The organism is Pseudomonas sp. ARP3, from assembly GCF_001029595.1.
In the GTDB taxonomy this organism is placed as follows: domain Bacteria; phylum Pseudomonadota; class Gammaproteobacteria; order Pseudomonadales; family Pseudomonadaceae; genus Aquipseudomonas; species Aquipseudomonas rhodesiae.
This window is the reverse complement of record NZ_LEKF01000040.1, coordinates 1-19,879: the sequence shown is the minus strand read 5'-3', so window position 1 is coordinate 19,879 and position 19,879 is coordinate 1. Positions and strand designations below refer to the sequence as shown.

At 59.2% G+C, this 19,879-nt stretch carries 14 protein-coding genes and 1 tRNA gene; 4 read left to right on the top strand and 11 right to left on the bottom strand.

Annotation, left to right across the window (positions count from 1 at the left end; genetic code table 11):
• Positions 1-229 precede the first annotated feature (229 nt).
• The 7 genes from ABX75_RS27305 to ABX75_RS27275 form a co-directional block, all read right to left on the bottom strand.
• Positions 230-1,183, bottom strand: a complete 954-nt coding sequence (locus ABX75_RS27305; RefSeq protein WP_047883061.1) for a D-2-hydroxyacid dehydrogenase family protein — start codon at positions 1,181-1,183, stop codon at positions 230-232.
• Positions 1,184-1,207: 24 nt separating this feature from the next.
• Positions 1,208-2,209 carry an alpha/beta fold hydrolase gene (locus ABX75_RS27300; RefSeq protein WP_047883060.1) on the bottom strand — a complete coding sequence of 334 codons (1,002 nt, stop codon included), beginning with the start codon at positions 2,207-2,209 and terminating at the stop codon, positions 1,208-1,210.
• A 45-nt stretch (positions 2,210-2,254) separates the two neighbouring features.
• The gene (locus ABX75_RS27295; protein ID WP_169902629.1) at positions 2,255-2,698 is read right to left on the bottom strand and encodes a YqaA family protein; all 444 of its coding nucleotides are present in this window, start codon (positions 2,696-2,698) and stop codon (positions 2,255-2,257) included.
• A 3-nt stretch (positions 2,699-2,701) separates the two neighbouring features.
• Entirely contained in the window at positions 2,702-3,148 is a 447-nt protein-coding gene (locus ABX75_RS27290) for a DUF411 domain-containing protein (RefSeq protein ID WP_034098086.1), read from the bottom strand.
• Between the two features lie 80 nt (positions 3,149-3,228).
• Complete coding sequence (locus ABX75_RS27285) at positions 3,229-3,687, bottom strand: SRPBCC family protein (RefSeq protein WP_034098085.1); 459 nt, start codon at positions 3,685-3,687, stop codon at positions 3,229-3,231.
• Positions 3,688-3,777: 90 nt separating this feature from the next.
• A complete protein-coding gene (locus tag ABX75_RS27280) occupies positions 3,778-5,772 on the bottom strand; it encodes a methyl-accepting chemotaxis protein (protein ID WP_047883059.1) in 1,995 nt (664 codons plus the stop codon).
• Positions 5,773-5,919: 147 nt separating this feature from the next.
• Entirely contained in the window at positions 5,920-6,915 is a 996-nt protein-coding gene (locus ABX75_RS27275) for an aldo/keto reductase (RefSeq protein WP_047883058.1), read from the bottom strand.
• A gap of 117 nt (positions 6,916-7,032) precedes the next feature.
• Between ABX75_RS27275 and ABX75_RS27270 the strand changes: the two genes are divergently transcribed.
• Positions 7,033-7,962 (top strand): LysR family transcriptional regulator, encoded by a 930-nt coding sequence (locus ABX75_RS27270; protein ID WP_047883057.1) that lies wholly within the window; start codon positions 7,033-7,035, stop codon positions 7,960-7,962.
• Between the two features lie 50 nt (positions 7,963-8,012).
• Here the strand turns inward: ABX75_RS27270 and ABX75_RS27265 are convergent, their stop codons facing one another.
• Entirely contained in the window at positions 8,013-11,528 is a 3,516-nt protein-coding gene (locus tag ABX75_RS27265) for a membrane-targeted effector domain-containing toxin (protein ID WP_144419333.1), read from the bottom strand.
• Between the two features lie 293 nt (positions 11,529-11,821).
• Between ABX75_RS27265 and ABX75_RS27260 the strand changes: the two genes are divergently transcribed.
• On the top strand, positions 11,822-12,010 hold the full coding sequence (locus ABX75_RS27260) for a hypothetical protein (RefSeq protein ID WP_034098077.1): 189 nt from the start codon (positions 11,822-11,824) through the stop codon (positions 12,008-12,010).
• Between the two features lies 1 nt (position 12,011).
• Here the strand turns inward: ABX75_RS27260 and ABX75_RS27255 are convergent, their stop codons facing one another.
• The gene (locus ABX75_RS27255; protein WP_034098075.1) at positions 12,012-12,389 is read right to left on the bottom strand and encodes a hypothetical protein; all 378 of its coding nucleotides are present in this window, start codon (positions 12,387-12,389) and stop codon (positions 12,012-12,014) included.
• Positions 12,390-12,604: 215 nt separating this feature from the next.
• Between ABX75_RS27255 and ABX75_RS27250 the strand changes: the two genes are divergently transcribed.
• Positions 12,605-14,893, top strand: coding sequence for an acylase (locus ABX75_RS27250; protein WP_047883056.1), 2,289 nt, complete (start codon positions 12,605-12,607; stop codon positions 14,891-14,893).
• Between the two features lie 213 nt (positions 14,894-15,106).
• Positions 15,107-15,180: transfer RNA gene (locus ABX75_RS27245), tRNA-Cys, on the top strand.
• A gap of 259 nt (positions 15,181-15,439) precedes the next feature.
• On the opposite strand, the gene ABX75_RS27240 is transcribed toward ABX75_RS27245, so the two are convergent.
• Both ABX75_RS27240 and ABX75_RS27235 read right to left on the bottom strand, forming a co-directional pair.
• Complete coding sequence (locus ABX75_RS27240) at positions 15,440-18,499, bottom strand: TrlF family AAA-like ATPase (RefSeq protein WP_047883055.1); 3,060 nt, start codon at positions 18,497-18,499, stop codon at positions 15,440-15,442.
• Positions 18,500-18,899: 400 nt separating this feature from the next.
• A complete protein-coding gene (locus ABX75_RS27235) occupies positions 18,900-19,664 on the bottom strand; it encodes a hypothetical protein (RefSeq protein WP_047883054.1) in 765 nt (254 codons plus the stop codon).
• Between the last annotated feature and the right edge of the window lie 215 nt (positions 19,665-19,879).

Genomic DNA, 19,879 nt, shown 5'->3' with positions numbered 1-19,879 from the left:
ATCAGGGACAGAGGCACCGCCTCACTTAAAGTCCGGATGTATGGCTGCAACCTTATCCCGTCTGTGTTTTCACGAATTGAGTGCTTGGCATACTGGGGGCGTCCATGTATGAGCAGGCTTGCCCTGCACTGGGCGACATCGTCGCCCCAAGAAAGGACCTGCGACCTATCTGATGCACCCTGTGCACCATTGGGGAGCGCTGCACAGGCCCGCTCGCTCCACGACGCAGTCAACCCAGCAACCGTATTGGCGCGCCCCCGGCCCAGGCGATGATGTCTTCAATCATTTGCCCATAAAACTGCCGGTAGTTCTGCTCGCTGACATAACCCACATGCGGTGTGGCCAGCACATTGGGCAGGTGCCGGAAAGGGTGATCGACGGGAAGTGGCTCCTGGCCATATACATCCAGTGCTGCGCCGGCTAAGCGGCTGGATTGCAATGCCTGGATCAGGGCCTGTTCATCGACGATCGGCCCGCGTGCGGTGTTGACGAGGCGCGCGCTCGGCTTCATCCAGGCCAAGGCTTGGGCATCCACCAACCCCCGGCTACGTTCGCTGAGCACCAGATGGACGCTGAGGATATCGGCCTGCTCAAACAACTGCTGCTTGCTGACCCAGGTCACTCCCGCCGCAGCGGCGCGTTCCGGCGTGAGGTTCTGGCTCCAGGCGATCACGCGCATGCCGAACGCCTGGCCGAACCCGGCGACCTTCTGGCCGATGCTGCCCAGCCCGAGAATCCCCAGGGTCTTGCCGTGCAAGTCGCCACCCAGACCCAACTGCCAACCCCCGGCGCGCAGGGCATTGGCTTCGGCCAGCAGGTTGCGGGTGCAGGCCATGATCAGCGCCCAGGTCAGTTCCGGTGCGGCGTGTTTATAGCTGTCGGTGCCGCACACCTGAATGCCCAGTGCCTGGGCGGCGCTGATATCAAGGGCGGCATTGCGCATGCCGCCGGTCACCAGCAGCTTGAGGCGCGGCAGGCCTTGCAGCAGGGCTTTGTCGAACACTGTGCGTTCGCGCATTACGCAAATCACTTCGAACCCTTGCAAGCGCTCGATCAGGGTCGTGGTATCCGCCGGGTAATCGTGGAGGAAATGCACCTGGCCCACGGTTGCCAGGGCCGACCAATCCACCACGCCAGCGGCGACTTGCTGCCAGTCATCAATCACAGCGATCTGTAGCGCCATTTACGCGTGCCTCCGAATGTTGGATTAAAGGGCGTTCAAGCCCTGCAACAACGCTTGATGAAACCGCGCCGGTTCTTCCATTTGCGGCGCGTGCCCCAAGCCGGGGAATTCGACCAGAGTAGCGTGGGGCATCAGCTTGGCGACCTGCTTGCCCAGCACGGCGTAGTTGCCGAGTTTGGCCTTGACCTCGGGCGGCGCCATCGCCTTATTGATCGCGGTGTTATCGGCGGTGCCGATCAATAGCAGGGTCGGCACCTGTACGTCTTTGAATTCGTAATACACCGGCTGGGAATAAATCATGTCGTAGATCAGCGCCGAGTTCCACGCGACCCGTTTATGCCCGGGGCCGTTGCTCAAGCCGGCGTACATATCGACCCAACGCTCGTATTCCGGCTTCCAGCGCCCGACGTAATAAGTGTTGAGCTGGTACTGGCGGGTGCTTTCGGCGCTGACTTTCAGCTCACGTTGGTACCACTGATCAACACTCAGGTACGGCACGCCGAGGGCTTTCCAGTCTTCCAGGCCGATGGGGTTGACCAAAGCCAGTTGCTCGGTCTGCGCGGGGTACATCAGCGCATACCGGGTGGCGAGCATGCCGCCGGTGGAGTGGCCGAGCAGGGTGGCCTTGGGGATGCCGAGTTTTTCCAGCAGTTGATGGGTGTTGAGCGCCAACTGCTGGAAGCTGTACTGGTAATGCTCCGGCTTGCTGGAGGTACAAAAGCCGATCTGGTCCGGGGCGATCACGCGGTAACCGGCGTCGCTCAGGGCCTTGATCGAGCCTTCCCAAGTGGCCGCGCAGAAGTTCTTGCCGTGCATCAGCACCACGCTGCGCCCGTTGGGCTTGCCGCTGGCCGGCACGTCCATGTAGCCCATTTGCAGGGTTTTGCCTTGGGATTCAAAGCTGAAATGCGCAAGCGGATAGGGGTATTGAAAGCCTTGTAACTCGGGGCCGTAAGTTGCGGCGAGGGCGGGGACGCTGCTGGCCATGAACAGGCCGGCGATATAAAGGACGCGGTTTGGCGGCATGGTGTCATCTCCTGAAACAGGTTTTGGGATGCTGTTGCGAGAGGATTAACGCGGGATTAACACCCACTGCAAGGTAATTGCCGCCAGCACGCCATAGCGCAGACCTTTGGCCAAAGTGACCACCACCAGAAAACGCCACAGCGGTTCGCGCATCACACCGGCCACCAGGGTCAGCGGGTCGCCGATGATCGGCACCCAACTGAGCAGCAGGGTCCAGTGCCCCCAGCGTGCGTAGTGGCGACGGGCCGTTTGCAGTTGCCGCTCGTTGACCGGAAACCAGCGCCGCTGTTTGAAATGCTCCACCCAGCGGCCCAGCCACCAATTGACCAGCGAGCCCAGTACATTGCCCAGGGTGGCGACCGCCAACAACCACCACACGCTGTAGTGGCCGCTGAGCAGCAGGCCCACCAGCACGGCTTCCGATTGCAGGGGCAGCAGCGTCGCCGCACCGAACGCGGCGACGAACAGCCCCAGGTAACCCATCAGCACCGATTAGTGTGCCGGGTAATCGGCCACCACCTCATCCGTGCCGTCACGGCGCAGTCCGATGATCTGGTAGGCATCGGCATGTCCGTCCATTTCCATGCCCGGCGAGCCCATGGGCATGCCCGGTGCGGCAACGCCTAGCAGGTCGTCGCGCTTGCGCAGCGCCAGCACCTGCTCGGCGGGCACATGGCCCTCAACGAACTTGCCGTCGATCACGGCGGTATGGCATGAGCTCAGGCGCGGCGCCACGCCGAGGCGTTGTTTGACGGCGCTCATATCGGTTTCGACATGGTCATTGACCTTGAACCCATTGTTTTCCAGATGGCTGATCCACTTTTTGCAACAGCCGCAGTTGGCGTCACGGTGTACATCGATGGGGATCAGGTCGGCGGCTTGGGCCAGGGTAGTGGTGAAGAGGGCGGACAGCAGGGCCAATCGCAGTGGGGTTTTCATCGGAGTCTCATCCAATCGGGGCGATAAGCCCGGCATTCTCCGCGCTTTTACGGACGGGACGACAGTGTAATGTTTCTAAATTATACAAAGGGCGGATGTTCCAGGCGCTGCTTCAGACGGTCCAGGGCGATGGCCGACAGTTCGTGCATGCGCTCGTGCAAGGTCGCCAGTTGCAATTCGGTTTCGTAGGTCAGCACCCGTTTAAACAGCGTGCCGTCGCGAAACGGTTGCAGGAAGTAGTGGATCGAGCCGTCAACGACCAGGGAGGTGAACACGCATTTGAATTCGTCGGGGCGCCGGGCGATCTGCACGCGGTAGCTCATGGGGACGCGTACGCCAAGCAAGTCGATCATCTCGGTAAAGCGTGAACCGGCACCCAAAGAGCCGCTGGTGCCGGTCTCTGCACCGAGGGAAGTGGGGTGCCATTCGTGCCAGCGGTCCGGTTGGGTCACGTAGTCATAGACAGTTGCAAGGGGGGCATTGATAAAGCGTTCCTGACTGATCCGCTCCAAGCGGACCGACTGCTCGACAGCGCGCATGACACACCTCCTGTGTGGCGGGAAGAAGTATCTCGAACTGTCAGAATAGTCTGACTCCCGTGCTTTGCACGGGAGTTCTCAAACGCTGTTTCAACGGACTTTGAAGCGACTCATCAGGCTGATAACCCGGCCATTGGCTTCCAGCAGGCTCTGAGTATTGTTTTCGGTGGCGTGACCGCTCTGCACCAGGTCTTCGACCATTTGTCGGATCTGCACCATGCTGCGGTTGATCTCCTCGGTCACCGCGCTTTGCTGTTCGGCGGCGGTGGCGATCTGGGTGCTGAGGCTGTGGATATGGCCGACGGAACCGGCCATTTCATCCAGGCCGGTGTTGACCCGCGCCGTGGCGTCCGCCGCCGATTGGCAGCTGGACTGGGTATTTTCCATCGCGGTGACTGAGGAACTCACCCCCGTGGTCAATCGAGCGAGCATCTCGTTGATCTGGGAGGTGCTGGCCTGGGTGCGCGCGGCCAGGGCCCGCACCTCGTCGGCCACTACCGCAAAACCACGGCCTTGCTCGCCGGCCCGCGCTGCTTCGATGGCCGCGTTGAGCGCCAGCAGGTTGGTCTGGCCGGCAATCGCGCCGATCACTTCAAGGGTTTCGGTGATGCGCGCGGCGTCCTGGCGCATGTTCTCCACCGTGTGGGTGGCGCTGGCGACCTCGCCGATCAACGCGCCGACGCTGCTGGACGCTTCTCCCACCACCACGCGCGAGCGGTCGGCGTGTTCGTTGGCGCGCTGGGTGAACGCGGCGGTTTCGGCGGCGTTCTGTGCCACGGTCTCGGCAGTGGAACTCATCTCAGTGATGGCCGTGACGGTCTGATCGGTTTCCGAGGCATGACGCACCAGGATCTGGTTGGTCTGTGCCGAAGTCTGCTGCAATCGCTCAAGCCCTGTGGACATGGCTGCGGTGGCCTGGGTCACTTCGCCGATCATGTTTTGCAGGTAGACGATAAAGCGGTTTACGGAATGGCCGATGGCGCCCAGTTCGTCTTCGGCGCGGATGGTGATGCGCCGCGTCAGGTCGGCATCGCCGGTGGACAGTGCGTCGATATTGGCTTTCAGCGTCTTCATGCGCTGCACCAGTTTGCGGATCGCATACGCGGCCAGCAGCACCAGCAGCAATACCATGGGGATTTGCAGCAGGGCCAAAGTGCCGAGTACGTCATCGCGCTGCGCGGTGATCAACGAGGTGGGCAGGGCGGTGGCGAGGAACCACGGCGTACCCTCGATTGGGCGCATATAAAAGGTGCTGGCCACCCCGCCGTTATCGAACTCGCTGCGCTGCAAGCCTTGGTCGCGATGGGCCAGGGCTTTGCTGACCTGGGTGGCGAAGGCTGAGGAAGCGGTCAGTTCGCTGATGTTTTTCAACACCACCGGGCTGTTCAGGCGCGTGCTGTTGCTGATGATCTTGCCGTCGCCTTCGACGATCAGCATCTGCCCGCCGATGTCTTTTTCCTTGCTGGCCACCAGCTCGTTGAAGAAACCGAGGGTGACGTCAATCGTGGCCACGCCATAGGCCGCGCCATCGCGCTGGATCGCCATGGCGCAGTTAGTACGTGGCTCTTGGCTGGCGTCGTCCTTGTAAGCCGCGGCCCAGGCGCATTGGCCACGCGGCGAGGCCAGGCCGCCCTTGTACCAGCTCTGGTCGTAATAGTTGGGGGCCGGGTCGCTGTTCCAGAAGGTATTGACCATCAGCTTGCCCGAGGCATCACGGTGCCAGAACGTGCTGTGCTTGTTGCGCCCCGGGGTGCGCTGGTTTGGCAGCGGCCAGATACCGCCGCCGAACACTTTCAGCTCACCGTACTGGTCGACCAGGCCAGGCAAGACCTTGTCGATGGCATCGCTGTCCAGCAGCGGGATGGTCTGGGTGATGCTGCGTTGCTGGGCCTGAACCTTGTTCAGCTCGCCCTGGATGGTTTTCGCCACCTCGTCGATGCGGTTGAGCACCACCTGCTCTTCGGTGTGGCGCAATGTCGGCGCGACCAACTGGCCGATGCCAACGATGGTCAACACGAATAACACTAGGACGAACAACACTAGAAACAGGGTATAGCGGGCTTGGATGGAGCGCAGTGGGGGCATGGGATCGTCCTTACGAAGCGTTTATTGTCGACGCGGCTTTGTTGGAGCTTCGTAGGGGTATCGGCTTGAGTAGGGCAGGCTTTAGGTACGAGGGTGCCAATATCTGCGTGCGCAAGCAGCGAGGCTTGGCGGGCCTCGCTGTTTATGTCAGATCTCCAGCATCGCCATCACCGCCTCTGGGTAGCGCAGACCGGCAGTGGCGTCGGCCGGAAAAATCCCATCCAGGGCTGACAGCTCGGATGGGCTGAGCACGATGGACACCGCCGCTGCGTTTTCTTCCAGGTATTTGCGCTGTTTGGTGCCTGGGATCGGGATGATGTAGTCCCCTTGGGCCAATACCCAGGCCAAGGCCAGTTGCCCGGCGCTTACGCCCTTATCGGCGGCCAGGCTGCGCACGCGCTCGACCAATTGCAGATTCTTCGCGAAGTTATCCCCTTGGAAACGCGGGTTGGAGCGGCGGTAGTCATCGGCACTGAAGTCATCCGGGCTTTGCAGCGTGCCGGTGAGAAAGCCGCGGCCCAGCGGGCTATAAGGCACGAAGGCAATCCCCAGGCGCTGGCAGGCGGCGAGACAGCCGTTGCTTTCCTGGTCGCGGCTCCACAGCGAGTACTCGCTTTGCAGGGCGCTGATCGGGTGGACCTTATGCGCACGCTCCAGAGTGGCGGCCGAGGCTTCGCTCAGGCCCAGGTAACGCACCTTGCCCTGTTTGACCAGCTCGGCCATGGCGCCGACGCTTTCCTCGATGCTCACCTGCGGGTCGATGCGGTGCTGGTAGTAGAGGTCCAGGGTGTCGACGCCCAGGCGCTGCAAAGTGCCGTCGATGGACGCGCGGATGTACTCGGGGCTGCCGTTCACACCGCGCGAGGCGGGGGTGGCCGGGTCGCGGATGATGCCGAATTTGCTGGCCAGGAACACTTGGTCGCGCTTGCCGGCGAATGCCTTGCCCAGTAATTGCTCGTTGGTATGCGGGCCGTACATATCGGCGGTATCGAAGAAGTTGATCCCCAGTTCCAAGGCGCGGTGCAGGGTGGCGATGGCTTCGCGGGTGTCGCTGCCGGGGCTGTAGAAATCGCTCATGCCCATGCAGCCAAGGCCGATGGCAGAGACGAGGGGACCGTGTGTGCCAAGTTGACGAGTGTGCATTTGTGGGACTCCAGAGTTGGGAAGGACTTCATTGTTATCCTCGACAAAACCGAGATAAAGCGGCTAAAAGCACTATCACTGTTTGTAATTTCTAAATAATCCGCACGGAGCCAGCCCTTGGATCGTTTCAACGCCATGCGTGTGTTCACCCGTATCGTCGAACTGGGCGGCTTCGCCAAAGCCGCCGACAGCCTGCAACTGCCCCGCGCCTCGGTGACCATCCTGATCAAACAACTGGAAGCGCACCTGGGGGTGCAACTGTTGCAGCGCACCACGCGGCAGGTCAGTCCCACCCCGGACGGCACCGCGTACTACCAGCGCTGTGTGCAATTGCTGTCAGACCTGGAAGAAACCGAAGCGGTGTTTTCCACCCGCCGTCAGAACCCGCGCGGCACCTTGAGCGTGGACATGCCCTCGGGCATCGGCCGCTTGATCGTGATCCCCGCACTGCCGGCCTTTACCGCGCGTTACCCGCAGATCGAACTGGACATCGGCTTGAACGACCGCCCGGTAGACTTGATCCGCGAAGGCGTGGACTGCGTGCTGCGCGGTGGCCTGGCCCTGGACGAATCCCTGGTGGCGCGGCCCCTGGCGCAGATGGACCAGTTGACTCTGGCAAGCCCTGCCTACCTTGAGCGCATAGGCATGCCCGCTGATCTGGACGATCTGGCGCGCCATCACATGGTCGAGTACGTCTCCAGCGTCAGCGGCAAGCGCTTCGGTCTGGAATTTCTGATTGACGGCCAAGTGCGCCCGTTTGACCTGCCCAAGCGCGTCGCGGTCAACAGTTCCGACGGCTACTTTGCCGCATGCGAGGCCGGTTACGGCTTGATTCAGGCGCCCCATTATCACGCGATGCGACAACTGGCCGAGGGATGCCTGGTGGAGGTGCTGCCACATTGGCCAGTGCCGAAAATGGCCCTGACCGCGCTGTACCCGCCCCATCGCCAGTTATCGTTGCGGGTACGGGTCTTTGTGGATTGGCTGGTGGAACTGTGCGCTACGCCTGACACCGGTTTGCAGCGTCAGCCCCTGAGCTTGGGGTGATTGATGGGGGCCCAGCCTGATTTTTCGGCAGGCTGGGGCGTGTGCGTTTTCTACGGTTTGACGAAAATCTGCAAGTCGCCGGGCGCATCCTCGGGGCGCAGGGGAAGGGCGGGGTCGGGGGTATGGCCTTTGACCTTCAAGCCGATCTGTGACTTCACGTGGGAGTTGTTAGAAACACCAACGCCGATGCTGCCCGTCAACTCCGCGAGACCCGGGATGCCTTCGCTGGTGTTCATGTGCGCATTGCCGACCAGCGCCACCCACTTTTCCGTCCCGGAGTTGGCCTGGATGGTTTCTGCGGCGTAATAGTTGAACTCACGTAGCCGGGTCGTTGAGCCGTTGCCCGCCGTGGTGGCCAGGTTGACGCCGCGTAGATCTTTGTGGCGCGTCAGGTAGTAGTGATCAAGGGGTAAGACTTCGATGCCGTGGGCCTTCAGCTTTTTGCACAGTTGCTCGAAGGTCGGGTTGGTACGCGGTTGCCGGGATCGACCGAGGAGGCCGATGCCGTCGTCCATCAACCCTTGGGGCATATCGATCAATCCTTCGAAATAGACCTTCGTGACACCGGCGCTCTTGAGGGTAGTGACGTTGTCGTAAAGCACCCTGAAACTTGCCATCTGACTGTGGGACTCACCCAATACCACACCGGGCGAGACCTTGAGGGTTTCCGTCAGCAGCTCGGATGCGGGGACCTGCTTGGGCACCTGTGGAATGGCAGGGCGAGGTGGCAGGCCGTTTTGGTCGATTGCCTCGTAATACTCAGCCATCTGTTCGTTGAACCGTCGCACGGTCTCTGCCTTGGTGTCCGGCTTGAAATGGTCGGCTTCCAGCCTGCCCCGCATGCTTTCCACATAGTCACCCGAGGGCAAAGGTTTTCGCGGCCGCACAGGGCGCCCATCGGTGCCCACCAGGTTATTCCGATGGCCGTGGAAATGTTTGGGCGGGTGCACGGGGGCCAGGGTGTCCAGGGCGTTGAAGCCTTCCAAGGGAGGGCCGTAAGGCGTGGCTTTGGCCGGGTCGTACGCGTAGCGCTGACCGTTGGACACAATGGTATCGGCTTCATAGACGTGGTCGTCGATTTTGAAAGTGCCATACGTGACCGGCCCGTGTTCGGCGCTGACCCGCTTGGTCAAGTCGTACCCGCCGCTTGCGCCCCTGACGCGTTTGACCCCATTGCCGATCAGCCGCGAGCCTTCCTCAACCAGGCTGCCCAGCCCGCTCAATGGATTCAATTCACTGACGACAGTGGTTCCGAGAATCTTTGCCACCTTCGCGGCTTTGCGGGTCGTGTTCACCGCGCTGGCCGCGACCTTGGTGACCCTGCTGGCGGCCCCGGCAGCGCCGGTGACGAAACCGAAAATATCCATGCCCAGATCGAACGTCCCTTCCAGGTAATTGCCGTCACGAAAGTTCACGATGGCCGAGCGCAGCGGCACCAGGTCGAGAAAAAAATCGGCCAGCTTCCACTCGTTTTCCACGTGCTGATCGTGGCGGGTGGTGCCTTTGGCGCGCTTGACCGCATCCTCGCCATCTATGTCCAGATGTTCGACGAATACATCGGCAATGGCCTGGGTTCGCGCGCTTGAAAAGCTGGCGGGGATGGGTAGCGGAGTGCTGACGCCCTTGTTCAAGTCCAGGGCCGATTGGCTGACGTGGGCGGGGGTGAAAGGCTCTATCGGATACACCAGGCTGCCGTTACGCGGCCTTGGTTGGGTCAACACCGTGTCGCGGACCCGGCTGATAGCGCCCTGTTTCAAGTCAATTTCGTAGACCTTTTCGCCATCAGCGCTTGTGGCTTTGATCAGCAGCTTGGGGTTTTTGCGCTCAAGGGTGCGACCGGTGAAGCCGGTGCTCAGCCTATAGGTCGGGTTCTGGTAGAACTCCAGTTTTGCGTATTCCAGAGTTTGCCTGTCTTCTAAAGGCAGCCGAGCGATCAGCTGCTTGACCGTTGTGGCAATGCCCTTTTTGCGCAGATCGACGGCGTGGGCGAACTGCTCGTTGAACACACTGTTGACGTCAAACGCCAGGGATTTGCCCCGGGTGGCCTCGATCACACGCGGGTCTTCGCTTTCCCACTGGTAGGCGTGCAGCCCGCTCATGGCGATATCCAGCAGCGAATTGCGGCCGGCCGGGGCGCGATTGGGGTTATACAGCGGCTCGTCATGGGGCTGGGTAGTGGCTTTGACCGTCAGCAGTTTTTCTTCAAATGGCACGTCTTCACCAAACCGCTCCTTAAGCTTGGCCAGGGCAATCGCGCGACGGCTTGGGATTTCGGTGTCGATTTGCACCGAGGCTTCTAGGCGTTCGTTGGCCTGCGCGTTGAACGCGCTGCGGACCTTCTGCTTATCCGCGGGGCCGTAACGGTCAGCTTCTTGCGCCGACAACGTGCCGCTGACCAGCCCCCAGACCCGCAAGGCATCGGATTGGGCTTGTTGGGTGACGGTCAGGTCCTGCAGACCGGCGCTTTCGGCCTCCATCATGACTTGGGTAAAGGTCATGTTGGGCACCTTGCCCGGCGTCTGCGCTTCAATCGTGGCCGCCGCGACCGACAGGCTGACCCAGGCCGGGCTGCCGTAGGTGACGCTGTCGGGGATGTCTTTGATCAACAACTCGGGGGCCTTTCTGGCCAGTAACAGGTGAGCGGCAACTTTTGCCATGGCAGGTGTGGCATCGCCTTGCTCGACCAAATGGGCGCTCAACCCATCGCGTATCGCCGACGCCGGTTTGCCCCAATGCTCGGTTTGCGTCAGGTCGAAATCGGCCACCTTGTTCCACGCGGGTGCGTCGAGGGATTGCGGGTCCAGTACCAGATTTATGGCTGCCAACACATAGTCGCTTGCGCTGGTGGCGGTGGCGATGCCGTTGAGCTGAGTCTGCAGCGCTTGCCCCATGGCTTGAGCGCGTGGCGTGCTCAGGAGGGTTTCCAGCGCATTGGCCGGATCATCCATGGCCTGGGCGCTGAGCGGCTGGTTGCTGTTCAGGTATTCCAGAATTCCCAGACTCGGCCCCATGCGCGGCGGGTTTGGGTGGCGCATGGCGTAGTCCCTGGCGCTCGCCAGCACGGTGCGCTGCGCCTGTACGCTGAGCTCAAGCGGCCACGACAAGCTGCCGCCGAAGTTGCCCAAGGGATGCTCCCGAGCCCTGTCGAGCACCGCATCGGCTAGGGCGACGAGGCTGAAGTGGTCAGTGGGTAGGCTCAAGCCATATGTGGTGATGAAGGCTTCAAGCGTGAGAGGGGAATCTCCCGGTGGGGGAAAAGCGGATGCAGGATGCGCTTGCATCGTGCTGGTTTTCAGCGCCGTGCGCACGGCCTGAGGCGTCGCCTGCGGCCCAAGGCTCTTCGCGGTTTCGTTGAGCTGTTGGCCCAGCGTCCTGAGGTTGTGCCGGTCTGCCAACGCGTTCGCCAGGGCACCTCCGGCAGGCGCGGCGCTCGATGGGGCCTGTTGTGCGATGGCTGCGGATTGAACACTGGCCAGCGGCTGCAATGGAGTTGTCTGAGGGTAGAGGGGCGGTGAAATACGCTGAGGGTTGAGGTGCAGTGCAGGAGCGGATGAAAGACTGTTCATATGCGGGTACCTTTTCCAGACATATCAAGAAAAAGCGCCTGTCTTTGGGAGGTTCCCTGTTGCCCAGGCACCCCCGTTGGTTGCGGAAAAGGCCCGCGCAAGTTCCGCCTGTGCTGCTTGCACTGTGTATGCCTTCGTGTCCGTAGCACATGGAAAAGTTACCCGGCCCCACGTAATGCCAGAGGTCACCGCCTCGAACAAGCCAAAGCCTCTCATCGTCTGTAACATAGACGCCCACCGCGCCCTGTCCGGCGCAAGGCCGTAAATACAATCTTCAGATTCAGGAAGTCGTGATGACGCAAAAGCAACGTTTGAAATATTCGATACTGATTGTCTTGGTGGTGCTGGCGACGATGTTTGGCCTGTCTTACCTGCAGAGCATCGGGTCTATCAGTGAAAAAACGTTCCAGACCATCGCCATTGCCGTCGCGGTGGTCGTGGTGGTGCTCAACGGCATCATGCGGCGCAAGGTCAAGCCGTAAGTCAGGCGTTGTTGTCGAGCACCTTGGCAGCCTCTTCGTGGAGGCTGTAGCTTTTGTCCGCATTGAGGGTGATCACGCCCTCGCTGCATAGCCGTTTGAGTACTTCGCGCACGCTGAGAAACGACAATGGAATGCCCAGCGCCAGCAAGTGGCTGTGCACTCCGCGTACCCCGAGGGTGCGCTGGTTGTCGGCGGCGGTGAGCAGGGCGTCGATGACCTTCAGCCTGATCAGGCTGGTGCGCAGACCGAAACATTTGAGCAAATGACGAATACGCTGGTTGCCTTGCTCCGGCGTCTTGCCGAAGGCGGTCGTGCCGCTGCCGAAGTTGGCATCGGCGGCCGAGAGATGTCCTTCCGTGGGCACTTGCGGGTTGTACATGCAGAAAACTCCTTATCAGAGCCTGATCAGGAAAATGATGGCGCTCTTATTCAATAAGACGAACGAGCGAGCGAAATCATGAAGCGCCGAATGTAGAAATTTCGTCGGTATCGGTTTTGTCACAACCTGCGCGCTAAATTCCGCGGGCCGATGTGCGTTCTTACGGTGGGGTGGTCGCCCCGCGTAAAGACGTTCCATTTGACGGCGGAGTCGGTGTGATTATTAACAACAGGTTGTCCAGGGTATGTGCGCTCGGAGTATTGCTGGGCGTCAGCCTGGCCGCATCGGCGCGCGAGCAGGCCACGCAAGCCTCTGCCGAGATCCGGCGCACCGGTTTCGGCGTGCCGCATATCCGGGCCAGTGACGAGCGCGGTCTGGGCTATGGCATCGGATACGCCTATGCCCAGGACAATATGTGCCTGCTGGCTAACGAAGTGGTGACCGTCAACGGCGAGCGCGCTCGTTACTTCGGGCCCGAGCAGGCCACGCTGGAGGAGCGCAATAACCTGGCCAGCGATGTGTTCTTTCATTGGCTGAACACGCCTCAGGCGGTTGCCGCGTTCTGGAAGGCGCAGAGCCCGCAGATCCAGCAACGCATCGAAGGCTACGTGGCCGGCTATAACCGTTATCTGCAAGAGCGGGGCGCGCCGGCCCAGTGCCAAGGGGCGTGGGTCCGACCGCTGGTGGCCGAGGACTTGGTCAAACTGACCCGCAGGCTGCTGGTGGAGGGCGGTATCGGCCAATTCGCCGAAGCCTTGGTGGGCGCAACACCGCCCCAGGCGAGCGCCAGTGTGCAGCCAGACGCCAAGGCTTTCGCACTGGCCGCCGCGCAGCAGCAACGCTTCAGCCTGGATCGCGGCAGCAACGCCGTGGCGGTGGGGCAGGAGCGCTCGTTCAACGGGCGCGGCATGTTGTTGGCCAACCCGCATTTTCCGTGGGTGGGCGGTATGCGTTTTTACGAGATGCACCTGACCATCCCCGGCCAGTTGGATGTCATGGGCGCTGCGTTGCCGGGGTTACCGGTGATCAATATCGGTTTTAACCAACGTGTGGCGTGGACCCACACGGTCGATACGTCCAAGCATTTCACCTTGTACCGCCTGACCCTGGACCCGAACGATGCCACGCGCTATCTGCTCGACGGTAAATCCATCGCGCTGGATAAAACCTCGGTGGCGGTCCAGGTCAAGCAAGCCGATGGCAGTGTCAAAGAAGTGAACCACACGCTGTACAGCTCCCAGTTCGGCCCTGTGGTGCAATGGCCCGGCAAACTCGATTGGGACCGGCGCTATGCGTTCAGCCTGCGCGACGCCAACTTGGGCAACGACCGCGTGCTGCAACAGTGGTACGCCATGAACCAGGCCAGTAGCGTCAAGGCGCTGCAAACCTCGGTGCAGAGCTTGCAAGGCATCCCATGGGTCAACACCCTGGCCGCCGATGACCAGGGCCATAGCCTATACATGAACCTGTCGGTGGTGCCCAACGTCAGCGCGGCCAAATTGGCCCAGTGCAGCGACCCGCGCGCCGGTTTGCAGATGATTGTGCTGGACGGCGCCCGTAGCGCCTGCGCCTGGGATATCGATCCGAAGGCCGCTCAGCCGGGTATATTTGCGGCCGATCAACTGCCGCAGTTGCTACGCAGTGACTACGTGCAGCACTCCAACGACTCGGCCTGGCTGGCCAATCCGCAAGCGCCGTTAAGCGGCTTCTCGCCGGTGATCAGCCAGGACCGCATCGGCCTTGGCCCGCGCGCACGCTTCGCCTTGCAGCGCTTGCACAGCCTCAGCAACCGGCCGATCAACGCCGCTGACTTACGCAATATGGTGATGGACAACGAGGTGTACCTGGCCGGGCAGGTCATGCCGGACTTGCTGGAATTCTGCGCCAACCACCTCGCGACTGACGCGCAGACCCTGCAACCGCTGTGCGACAGCCTTAAAACCTGGGACCGCCACGCCAACCTCGACAGCGGCGTGGGCCTGGTGCACTTCATCAATCTGATGGATCACCTGCAACAAATACCCGATGCCTGGCGCGTCGCCTTCGACCCTAGCCAACCCCTGACCACCCCACGGGGCGTAGCTATCGAGCGTCCAGCGGTTGCTAAGGCTGTGCGCGAAGCGATGCTGGCTTCCGCCGCCGACGTCGCCAAGCGCGGGCTGACGTCCACAAGTACTTGGGGGGATGTTCAAGTCTCCGGCCAAATCCCGATCCACGGCGGCCCTCAAGAACTGGGCATCTACAACGCCATGCAAAGCGTGCCCCGCAGCGACGCTAAACGTGAAGTGATCAGCGGCAGCAGTTACCTGCAGATCGTCACCTTCGACAACCAAGGCCCCCATGCTGAAGGTGTGTTGGCATTCTCCCAATCCAGCAACCCTGCCTCCCCATATTCCAAGGACCAAACCCAAGCGTTTTCCAAGAAAACACTCAGCTCGCTCCCGTTCACCGACGCCCAAATCCAGGCCGACCCACAGTACCGCCAGCAAGTCATCAAGGAGTGAACCCAACCTGCAAGCCCTTGATGCCAATGCGAAATATTTTTGAAATCAAGGGGTTGCAGGCCCCGGCAAATGAGTACATAATGGCGCCCATCGAACGCATCGAAGCTTTAAAAACTTCAATGTATTCAATGAGTTAGAGTAGAGGCAGGCTTTACACAGCCCACTCAAGTTTGCATACGGTGAGTGCCAGCAATCAGGGCATTGATCGTCTTAGGCCGAGTAGCAAAATGGTTATGCAGCGGATTGCAAATCCGCCTACGCCGGTTCGATTCCGACCTCGGCCTCCACTCTTGAAAACCCCGTAGATTAACGTCTACGGGGTTTTTTATTGCCTGCGATTTGGGATCGTTTCCGCAACTCTACCTTTTTCGGGAAGCTTAAGAGGCCGTTATCGGTACGGCTCTCCTTGGTGGAACGTGGGATTGTGCTCGAGACTAAGGGGTCTAAATGCCACTAACGGCCAGAAGCGGCCGGTCGAAGTAGCTACACGCGCTGCTCCGCAATGATCAATGCCCTCGGCTCATGCTGTGCGCCCCCGTCACAGCCTTAAACGTACTTTCTGCGCCTGTTTTCAAATGCCGGTTTTGTCCCTTCCAAGATATTGACCACAGACTGATTGAGGTGGAGCTCCTCAATTGAGCCGGCGTCGTACTTGATGCGATTGCTGCCGTCGCGCTCCATGGTGCACACAATGACTTGCTCGGCATCACAGGCGACTGCCAGGTTTGCGTTGTGAGTGACCATTACCACTTGGCGATGTTGCTTCGCCCTGTTGATTACCCCTACTAGCAGGTTGTAGACAGTCTCGTTGTCTAGGTTCTCCTCGGGCTGGTCAAGAATAATGGGGATACGTTCCCTATCGACCAGCAAATAGAAAATCAGCAACAGCGCACCACGCTGACCTGGAGATAGACGCTCCAACTCTACGCTGCCGAGCATCAGTCCATAGCTCAAATCGAAGTAGCTCAGTCCGTATAGGAAGTCATATAGATCCGCGGGAGTCCGGTCTGATCGAAGGATTGAGGAAAGGGGTACGGGGCGTTGGGTGTTGCCGCGAATGTCAAAGTTCAGGGCCGTATCAGCCTCGGCAAGGAAAGCCCGTAGTCCTTTAGGATCGCTAAGGTCGTATTTTGCTACAAGGCTGAGGGCGTACGCTTTCGATTCCTCTACGCCCACAAATGAACCAGAGCTCTGTTTGATGTAGTCGAACAGCCGGGTGGCGAAAGCATCGAAAGAGAAGCGGACAGAGAACTGTACTCCCAGCGCCTCCCGTATGGCGGGCTCGCCATCGATTAGCGACTGAACAGGAGCGAAAAGTTCGCGCAGTACTGCTGCGCGGCGCTGGAGACCCTCCAAGATGGAAACGGAAACTTCTACTCGTTGTGCCTGAAGTACCTGTAGCTCGGTACGGCGAGCAGCAAAGCTCTTAACTTTGAACCAGAGATTTCTGAAGCTGCCGTCCGTCTCTACGGTACCTACAGCTGAAGCCCATTCTTCGTTCCAGCTTCTCAGCACCGCCAGTTCTTCTTGGTAAGCAAGGAGTGGCCCCTCGAGCTTCTCCTTCTCCATCCGAAGCTCTTTTTCCCTTTCAGCAAGCTGGGCTGTGTGGGACGTTGGGAGGTCGAGATTCAGCAAAGCTTCCTGGTCGACAATTTCACCCGCGGTGGCGGTTGTGAGGTCTTGCAGTGACTTCAGATCAATGGTGAGTTTGATCACCTTTTCAGCGTCAATACCAAGGGGCGCCAATCGGGTTGCCAGCTCTGCGATCGCGGCTTTACTGGTCCTTTCAAAGGACTGAATACGTTCAATGGAATCAGCAATGTCACGCTTTCTCGACCGCAGAGAATCCACGGTGGATCTAGCAGTGCCTTCCTTGTCCTTCAGTTCATCGATAGCGTTCTGGATCTCCGAAATACGCTGTGAGATTTTCTGGGCTTCGGCGTTGTCGGACTGAGGCTCAATCGGTTCTGCCGGCTTGTTATCGTAGAGCGCCCGAAGGGCTAGCAAAGAAAGTTTCAACTCTTCCCGAGCACGCAGTTTGGCTGCAGGATCAACTTGGCTGGTCAGTTCAAGGATGCGTGCATTGAGCGCCGTAAGCGTCGTTTGTTGGCTGCTGGTCTCGCTGCTGATGATATCCGTCCGTAAGCGAATCAGCTCCTCAAGCGTCGCTGCACCTTTTCGTTCTTCCGACGGGATATGCGAGAAAATGACTGTGCGCAGTTCACTCTGCAGAAGACTGTCGTCACCGCGAACGTGATCATTGCAGAGCTCTTCAAAATAGCGCTGCGGTAGGTACTTCACTCGAGCAACTGAGCTACTGAGTCGAGCCTCAGAAAGCGTGCGCCACTCCAACTCCTTTGTGTCCTGCACCCATTCGAGCTGAGCCTCGAACGAACTGGCCTTGTTGTCCTTGGACAGTCTGAATCTCTGGTCTGAGAGGAAGGAAAAGTACCGCCCGTTCGGGGTGTCTCCCAGCATGCCGATTACATCCGCCAATGCACTCTTGCCGCTGCCCTTTCGACCGACAAGTGCCACCAGGTCTTGGTTTAGCGGGAGCTCTGTTGGATCAAACCATGCTCCTGGTTCAGGTGCTCCAGTCTTCTTCCGCACTCGGATGGTTTTCAGGAACAAGTGAGGGTTTCTGTCTACGAAGTCCAGCTTTGGTGGGCGGGAACCGATGTAGGAGCGGTTTCCAGGCTCTCTGCATGCTTGGAGAAGCCCCGCAAATGTCGGACTGGCCTTGATCCAGGTCGATTTACCTGAGGGGAAAACACCGTATTCAGAAATTTTGTGGGCGTCGCTCCCGCGAACCGCGAGCTTTGGATGCTTGATTGCTTCCATGAACTCGTCGAAGAAGCCTTCATTTTCCGCAGTCTTGATGCCGACAAAAGCATCGCGAGTTTTGAGCGAAGAAACCTCGAAAATGGCCTCCATCGCGAGTGCTTCGCGAGGAAAGGAATAGTGCTCACGGAATCTAATTTTCGTGACGCCATCGCTCGTATCAAACGGTACGAACAAAACTGCGTCACGCTCGCCAAGGATCCTCAGAGCTTCGCCAACAGAATCGGGGAGCACCTCAGCGGTTTTAGAGGCGGCCTCAAGGGCAACAGCCTCCGAGTTAATAATCCCCTCCTTTTTCATCCCCAGCTTTTCGATGCGCTCAGCGGAGATGTGGTTTCGAGCCCACTCAATGAGATATCCATCTGTCAGGGGCTTCCCGCTGATCGAAAGCTTTAGCTGGGTCTTGAAAGCGTCGAGTTTGTCATCGCTCAAATCGGGATTGAGTACAGCATGCATGTTCAGGCGGAAGTCCCCTGGCGACACCATACGAAGCTCAATGCCAGGGAAAATCGTTGCGTTGCACTTCACTGCATCAGGTCGCTTGAGATATGCACGTAAGGCCTTAACGCCATCAAAGGTCCAATAGTCCATGACCGCGACGGCTACGCAACCACTCGCATTGATTCCTTCGACCACCTCTTTGAGCAGGTTTTGGCGTTCCTCATCGGACGTTATGTCTCTTAACCGTTTTCCGCCTCTCCACTCATACGACGCTGGCGTATGAATGTGGAGATCCCATTTCCCCCATGTCGCACCACGGTTCATTGCTGTTTCCCCCCATCAGATATTGAAGACTGCGAATGGCGGCTTGGGGCCAAACGCATAAACAAAACGCTGCACTCATTTGGAGTCAGTGCCCCCCGGTGCTCATAAGAATATGACTTGGCAGAGTTGGGGCTCCGCATGACCAAGCTAGCATCTGAATCAGAAGCATGCCGCCCGATAGTTTGAGCGGCCTGAGGAGCGCTAAATAAATCTGCTCCCTTTTCGTTGGGTTGCGAAGCGAACCCAAAAGAAAGAATGCGGTGAGTCAGGCACTCTTCGACTGCTGGTTTTGGGGCTGCTTCGCAACCCAACGCGGGACAAGCCCGCTCGCCACAGGTTACTTGGTGCCTGTTCTACCTAAATACCTTGAAAGGGCTGCATCTACCTCGCAGCCAAAAGGCTAGGACAAATCAGCGACAGAGCTGACGCTACCGTCTCGTTCTGCGATGCTCAACACCGCCGGTAGCTGCTGCTCCACAGATACATAGGCGGTCTTATCAAGAAGTTCATCCAAGTCGAAAACGGCCATTTCGACATAGCGTGCTATGCACATCCGCTCATAGGAAACGCTGCGAATACCGTCCAGTACCAGCCAGTTCAAGAACAGTGCGCCCATACCCAGCACCACGATCACCGAGCCCTTGCCCCATGTGAACAAAGGCGTGGCTTTAATAATTTCCGTGCATAACGCGATCATCAGGGCGATCAGAGAGGCGAAACTTAGGTTCTGGGATAAAGCAGGTCTGGCGGGTTTTCCGGTCAGGCCCGCATAAGCTGACAACTCGCGTAGTTTCTCTACCGTGTAGCCCTCCTTGCGCAATCCCTCCAGAAAGAAGGCATAACAAAGGGTGTTTTCCCGTTCCAGGCTCGGCTGGTGGTCAATCGCGTGATCTGCAAACTGCTGCGGGTAAACCATGCGCAATGCTTTAAGACGCGTGACATAGAGCAGAAGAGCCCAAGGAGCCAGTGCCATGTAGGTGTAAGGAATCAGCGTAGGGTTCTTGATACCGAACATTGCGAACACAAAAAGCAATGCGGTTGACCCTACAGCTGACCACATCGGCCATAACTTGCGAGCATTGTGGAGTTTGAATATGTATTTATTGGGTTGTTTACGACTGATTTTATAAAGGGCCTCGAGTTGAGCCCATTCCTTGAGTTTCATGATCCATCCTTATTTTTAAAGTCGTGATAACCGAGCGGTACAACGTTGCCCGCAATTGCCACTGCTGACAACCCGCAGCCAAAAAAGACCCTGAATTCATAGAATAAGCGCAACGCTTGAAACGAGAGGCAGAGAGCCAGCCACCGGTAGAATCCAGGCTCTCACACCGAAGGATTCAAGCGCAGATGACTACGCATTACCGGCAGCTGACTCAG

Bases quoted from the DNA above. Each gene is read 5' to 3' on its own strand.
- ABX75_RS27240 (WP_047883055.1), bottom strand. From the start codon at position 18,499: ATGAACCGTGGTGCGACATGGGGGAAATGGGATCTCCACATTCATACG.
- ABX75_RS27260 (WP_034098077.1), top strand. From the start codon at position 11,822: ATGACGCAAAAGCAACGTTTGAAATATTCGATACTGATTGTCTTGGTG.
- ABX75_RS27290 (WP_034098086.1), bottom strand. From the start codon at position 3,148: ATGAAAACCCCACTGCGATTGGCCCTGCTGTCCGCCCTCTTCACCACT.
- ABX75_RS27275 (WP_047883058.1), bottom strand. From the start codon at position 6,915: ATGCACACTCGTCAACTTGGCACACACGGTCCCCTCGTCTCTGCCATC.
- ABX75_RS27235 (WP_047883054.1), bottom strand. From the start codon at position 19,664: ATGAAACTCAAGGAATGGGCTCAACTCGAGGCCCTTTATAAAATCAGT.
- ABX75_RS27265 (WP_144419333.1), bottom strand. From the start codon at position 11,528: ATGAACAGTCTTTCATCCGCTCCTGCACTGCACCTCAACCCTCAGCGT.
- ABX75_RS27305 (WP_047883061.1), bottom strand. From the start codon at position 1,183: ATGGCGCTACAGATCGCTGTGATTGATGACTGGCAGCAAGTCGCCGCT.
- ABX75_RS27280 (WP_047883059.1), bottom strand. From the start codon at position 5,772: ATGCCCCCACTGCGCTCCATCCAAGCCCGCTATACCCTGTTTCTAGTG.
- ABX75_RS27285 (WP_034098085.1), bottom strand. From the start codon at position 3,687: ATGCGCGCTGTCGAGCAGTCGGTCCGCTTGGAGCGGATCAGTCAGGAA.
- ABX75_RS27300 (WP_047883060.1), bottom strand. From the start codon at position 2,209: ATGCCGCCAAACCGCGTCCTTTATATCGCCGGCCTGTTCATGGCCAGC.
- ABX75_RS27255 (WP_034098075.1), bottom strand. From the start codon at position 12,389: ATGTACAACCCGCAAGTGCCCACGGAAGGACATCTCTCGGCCGCCGAT.